This is a genomic window from Roseibium sp., assembly GCF_025698965.1.
Classification (GTDB): domain Bacteria; phylum Pseudomonadota; class Alphaproteobacteria; order Rhizobiales; family Stappiaceae; genus Roseibium.
Window position 1 is genome coordinate 1 of sequence record NZ_JAILWL010000532.1, and the last position, 4,218, is coordinate 4,218.

A 4,218-nucleotide genomic window follows, 5' to 3' on the forward strand; every position below is an offset into this window, starting at 1 on the left:
GGCATCACCTCCGAGTGTCCGGGAATTAGCAGTACATCATCAAAGGTCAGAGCTTGTTGCCCGGTTGATGGGACAAAGAAAGACGCCATGGCCAATTCCCCTTAAAAAGAATAGCTGAGACGCAGGCTTTTTTTCAAAGCCAGCATCTTTTGAGTCGCTTCGGCTGTGCCGGAGAAGTTGGCGCGGGTCAATAACACGCGGGTGACAGAAAGAAAAGAGCCTTGCAAAATCCACTTGCCAATTGAGACGGTATTACCGGCCTTTCGCCTCGGGCGAGATTGAGGACAGACGTTAACCGTCCGCCTCCAGGTCACTGCCGCGAAACCCCTTGGCGATCACATAAAGTTCCGGGCTTTCCTTGCGACTGGCTGGCGGTTTCAGGTGAGCTACCGTCTTGAATTCCCGTTTGAGTTCCCGCAGGAGTTCGTTTTCCGTTCCACCTCGGAAGACTTTTGCCAGGAATGATCCTCCCGGTACAAGGTTTCTGCGGGCAAAATCGATCGCTATTTCGAACAGGTGCGTTGTACGAAGGTGGTCTGTCTGCTTGTGACCTGTTGTCGGGGCAGCCATATCCGACAAGACGACGTCCGGTTTGTGCCCACCAAGTGCTTCCATCAGAGCCGCCGGGGCATCGTCATCCAGAAAATCCTTTTTCAGGAACGTGGCGCCACGCACATGATCCATTTCCAGATAGTCGATGCCGACGACCTTTGGCGCTTCGACACTGGACTGAACGCGCTGAACGGCAACCTGGCACCACCCGCCGGGTGCGCAGCCCAGGTCAACGACCCGATACCCGGGCTTTAGCAATTTGTGTTTGTCGTCGATTTCAATGAGCTTATACGCAGCTCTTGAGCGGTATCCATCCATTTTGGCGCGGCGGACATAGGGGTCGTTCAATTGGCGTTCCAGCCAACGTGTGGAAGATTCCCGCCGCCCTGCCGCGGTTTTCACCTTAACGTGCAGGCCACGGTCTCCCGGTCCCTTTTTTGAATGGCTCATGTTCTGTTCCTTTGGCGCCTGCGATCATTGCGGTGTCCCGATTTCTTGTGAGACCAAACGCCGTCAGCAGCCATCAATTCTGTCAAAATCCCTTCGCGAAGGCCCCTGTCCGCAACTCGAAGGCGTGAACAGCTCCAGCGCCTGCGAATCGCTTCAAGAATTGCGCAACCCGCAAGAACGAGGTCGGCCCGGTCGGCGCCGATGCAGGGGTTCTCCACGCGCGCCTCATAAGGCATGTCGCGGAGTTGATCAATCATCCTGGATACGTCGTGATCATCAAGCCAGGTGCCATCCACCCGGCGACGGTCATACCGTTTGAGTCCCAGGTGGACACCAGCAAGCGTCGTTACGGTTCCTGACGTGCCGAGCATATGAACACGCCCGGACGCAATTGCGTTGGAAAGCGTGTCTGCAAGACTGAATGATGCCAGATGATCCGCGGCATCTTCCACCATCGCCTCGAAAACATCCGGTGTTACGTGAACTCCGCCATGACGTTCTGCCAGATTGACGACACCAACCGGAAGAGAAATCCAGGAGCGGATGAACCTGGTCAGCGCATATCCGCGCGCACCGCAACGATTACGAAGATCCAGCCAGACGATCTCCGAAGACCCTCCCCCAATATCGAACAGAATGACACCGTCCGCATCGTGATCGACCAGTGACGCGCACCCTGCCACGGCAAGACGGGCTTCTGTCTCCCGGTTGACCACTTCAAGAGCCAAACCGGTTTCAGCCTTCACACGTTCGATAAATTCAGCGCCATTTTCCGCTGCGCGGCAGGCTTCGGTCGCAATCAGTCGGGATCGTCCAACCCCTCTGTCAGCGAGTTTGCGGTGGCAATTGCCAAGCGCTTCAATCGCACGATCCATTGCCCCGTCGCTGAGACGTTTCTTGGAGTCGACACCTTCACCAAGCCTTACGATCCTGGAATAAGCATCCACTACCCGAAACCCCCGCTCTTCGGGCCGGGCAATAAGCAGACGGCAATTGTTGGTTCCCAGATCGAGCGCGGCGTAAAGAGGCGCGCCATTCCTTCCCACGGATCCCCGGTCTCTGCCAGGAGGCGACCGGTGCAGGCGTTTCGAATCACCACGCGATTTCACATTGTGAACATCCGCCTGTTTGGCGTGCTGCATTTCCTGGATCGGCTTGGGCGCGACGATCCCGCTTTGACCAGAAGTAATTGGGGCGGCGGTTCCCTGAGGCGCACCGTTGTTCACCTGCTGGCCGCCGGCGTCCTTCTTCGACGCCTGCCAACGCCGGCGCCCGCGCCGTCGGGCGGCCTTCTTTCCTTTCAGGCTGGTCGCGGTTTCGGAGAACTGTTGGTCGCCTTGGGGTGTTGCAACCACGTCTTGAGGCCCGTTCGCCTGCTCGCTAGTGCGTTTTGACCGTCCACGGCGGCGCTTTTTTCGGCGTTTTTCTGTTGAAGATGCACCTTCCCCTTCGTGCGCACGCAATGCATGCGCAGGTGGCGCTTGATCGACGGATCCGGTGTCAGCCTGGTTCGGAACGCGTCCCGACCCCTGAGGCGCTCCGGTTGCAGCGGATTGTCCCTGCCCTGCAACCTTGCCTTTCGGCCCCTGTCCCGAGCGACGCTTCCGTCGTCGTCTGTTGGGGCCCTTGAACTCTGCACGAGTTCCGCTGTTTCCGGACACATCAGCGGTACGACGCCCGTTCTCGGGCGGTTCCTGACCTGACTCAGTCACGTTTTTGCCTTTCAGGCCTCGCAGTGCCAGCTTTTTTAAAAGCGGCGCATTTCAAAGCCATATCTTTCGTTGCAAAAACTGTATCAGGTTGCCCGTCGCCGGGGAAGCTCTCCGTCGCACAAATTGAAAGCGGCATTCAGGTCATTAACGGTGCAAACGAATTTCACAAAAAAGTCAAAAACGGCTCTTGCAATCCGGATTATGATAGCGGTATATGCGGCAGATCAATCGGGGCAGCATTTCCAACACCATGGAAGCGCCCGGATTTCGGCTCACTCTCAAGAGCCTTGTTGGGGAATAGGTTAACGGTAGACCCGCGGACTCTGACTCCGTTAGTCCTGGTTCGAATCCAGGTTCCCCAGCCAAACATTCCCCAAAAGCGTCAGACGATTCCTTTGCGTATCAGCCATGACAATGTGCGGAAGGTACTTTGTTAACTCGTCAATTTTCCTTTTTTGAATCGGCTTAGGTGGGGAGACCAATTGGTTCAAAGGTTGATCGAACAGGAAATCGTAGCAAGGCGGCTACGCAATGCGGATGTGGCGGCATGAAAGGTCGTTGTCCGCATGCCTGCGAATTGACGAGGTTACCGCTGCTGAGAGGCTCAGGATATGGCTTGAAGTGCGACTGTCGAAGTCAGGTTGTTTTTCAAAGCGTGATGCAGCGAGTGAGCAAAGGAGCGGCCGGCGAAAATGCGGACTTTTCGTCTGGTTTCCATGCACAGGACGAAACAGCCGATGTGTTCAATCACGGTGCGGACGGCGCTCCCTTGGTGAAATCGATCAATGTCAAAGGCTGCCAGCCTTTCGAATACGGGAACCAAGTCCGGGCCTGAAACCTCCAGGCAAACCCAGGCATCATTTTGTTCGGTGATGGAGGCCGTATCCGCAAATATTTCCTTGAGCTCACGAGCCAATAGCTCGCGATCATCGTGCGGGGCACATACCATCCACTGGTCAGGGCCTGTCCAGAACGCTTCAAGGCCTCCCTGCCCCGTTGAAACCGTTCCTGGGCCAGGTGCAGTGGCGCCGAGCACTTCCTGCAAGATCGACGCGACCCGCTCGCTTTCTCCCGTGCGGCTTGCGACAGATGCGATGGCAAGGTTAGAGATTTCCTGCAACTGATAATCGCCAATCTGGATCAGTTGATGCTTGGCGCCGCCTAGGGCCGATGCGGCTTTGAGATGATAATCAGACACGCAGACGTTCTCCTTCCGGATCGATGAAGTGCGGACTGACGACCGTTGCCTTCAAGGTCGCGCCCTGAACCGGGTTAGCGATTTCGATCAGTTCACCGTGTCGCTGGTCGCCCTCTGTCAGGTAAGCAAGCGCAATGGATTTGTTCATATGCGGCGAATAGGCTGCTGACGTGATCCAGCCCTGGTCATTTTCAGCAACGTGCCGGCTGTCCATTGCAAAGAGATGCCCTCCCGCCGGTAAATCTGCGTTCGGATCAACTGCCTCCAAACCAACGAGCCGCAGACCGTCGGGGGCGGATAATCCCT

At 56.5% G+C, this 4,218-nt stretch carries 4 protein-coding genes and 1 tRNA gene; 1 reads left to right on the plus strand and 4 read right to left on the minus strand.

From position 1 onward, the window contains the following. Positions 1–291: 291 nt before the first annotated feature. Positions 292–1,002, minus strand: a complete 711-nt coding sequence (locus K5905_RS28770) for an RlmE family RNA methyltransferase (RefSeq protein ID WP_297590854.1) — start codon at positions 1,000–1,002, stop codon at positions 292–294. Beyond that, entirely contained in the window at positions 999–2,714 is a 1,716-nt protein-coding gene (locus K5905_RS28775) for a Ppx/GppA phosphatase family protein (protein WP_367187036.1), read from the minus strand. The genes K5905_RS28770 and K5905_RS28775 overlap by 4 nt, the downstream gene beginning before the upstream one ends. Positions 2,715–3,005: 291 nt before the next feature. Here K5905_RS28775 and K5905_RS28780 point away from each other — a divergent pair. Beyond that, a tRNA-Gln gene (locus K5905_RS28780) sits at positions 3,006–3,079 on the plus strand. Between the two features lie 239 nt (positions 3,080–3,318). Here K5905_RS28780 and K5905_RS28785 read toward each other — a convergent pair. Then, a complete protein-coding gene (locus K5905_RS28785; RefSeq protein ID WP_297590857.1) occupies positions 3,319–3,912 on the minus strand; it encodes a sarcosine oxidase subunit gamma in 594 nt (197 codons plus the stop codon). Then, positions 3,905–4,218, minus strand: a 314-nt coding sequence (locus K5905_RS28790; protein ID WP_297590860.1) for a glycine cleavage T C-terminal barrel domain-containing protein, incomplete at its 5' end; no start/stop codon positions are given. The genes K5905_RS28785 and K5905_RS28790, both read right to left, overlap by 8 nt.

Coding starts and splice junctions, on each gene's coding strand:
- K5905_RS28770 (WP_297590854.1), bottom strand. CDS start 1,002: ATGAGCCATTCAAAAAAGGGACCGGGAGACCGTGGCCTGCACGTTAAG.